The following is a 1,183-nucleotide window of genomic DNA, read 5'->3' as shown; positions in this document are numbered from 1 at the left end:
TTCGGTAATGTGTTTGTACCCCTACAAACATCCGAAATGAGGCGGCCCTATGAAAAAGTCTACTATGTTTACCACCATCCTGCAAACGATTTTACCTAAAGAAGAAGTGCTTCCTCTCGTTGAACAGCTTGGCTACGTGGACAATGCTCGAAAATTCAAAGTGTACGATCTGCTACAGTTTCTAGCACAATCTGCCCTCCAGCAGTGGAATGGCTATCGGGACGGGGAAACGAGAATGGTTTCTTCAGGCCTCGCAAGAGCGGATTACTCTACAATCTCAAAAAAAGCCAAAGATGTTCCGTTCGAGCTGTTTAAGCAACTTTTAGCCTTAGTTATCAAAAAATGCAATCGAGGATGTCGGAGACGTCTTGGCATTCCCAAGCAATTACTCGTCGTCGATTCCACCAAGATTACCGTGGGAAAAGCACGTTTGCCATGGGCACCACTAAAAGGTGAACGCGCCGGCATTAAACTACATGTTTCACTCGTTGCGGATGAAGGTCGTTTGCACAAAGTAACGGAAACAACAGGCAATTGCCCCGACATTTCGAGTTGCACAAATGTGCTCGACAAGCAATTTATCTTAGTTGCAGACCGTGCATACGGCAAGCATAAACAATTCGATATCTACAATGAACAGAACCAATATTTCATCATTAGGCTACGGGACAATACCTGCTTTCATGAACCGCTCCAGCGGATACGAAAACAAAAGTACGCCGGCACCATTGAACAGGATTTTACTTGCCAGGTTGGCACAAAACAGACCCGATCCCAGCAACGGTTTCGGGTCGTTACACTCAAGGACCCAGACGGGAACCCCGTTCTTCTAGCGACGAATCTACACAAACCATCCGCCGAGTCCATTGCAGCGATGTACAAAAAAAGGTGGCAGATTGAAGTGTTTTTTCGGTGGATTAAGCAGCATCTGAATGTACCAAAGCTATTTGGTACAACACCAAACGCCGTATATGGTCAACTTTATACAGCTTTGTTGGTCTATGTGGTGCTTAAACTCATCTTCGATCAGGGTAACGCGGCTGTTCATAAGTGCGCAAAACTAACCTTCGTGGAATTTGATCGGCTTTACAGTAGAAATGATCTGCCACTGGAATGGACGGTTTATTTGACGAGCCTTTTCGTCTTACCGTAACCTAAATTCTGGTTAATCAACAGACCTGCA

The 1,183-nt window shown here is 45.3% G+C and carries 1 protein-coding gene; it reads left to right on the top strand.

Annotated elements, in window-relative coordinates; all coding sequences use genetic code 11:
- Window positions 1-49: 49 nt before the first annotated feature.
- Window positions 50-1,153 (top strand): IS4 family transposase, encoded by a 1,104-nt coding sequence (locus BLW29_RS31060; protein ID WP_090986991.1) that lies wholly within the window; start codon window positions 50-52, stop codon window positions 1,151-1,153.
- Window positions 1,154-1,183 lie beyond the last annotated feature (30 nt).

This window comes from Paenibacillus sp. CF384, assembly GCF_900106745.1.
Lineage (GTDB): Bacteria > Bacillota > Bacilli > Paenibacillales > Paenibacillaceae > Paenibacillus_Z.
This window is presented reverse-complemented; position numbering and strand designations above follow the sequence as displayed.

Excerpts from the sequence above, each read along its gene's own strand:
- BLW29_RS31060 (WP_090986991.1), top strand. The coding sequence starts at position 50 with ATGAAAAAGTCTACTATGTTTACCACCATCCTGCAAACGATTTTACCT.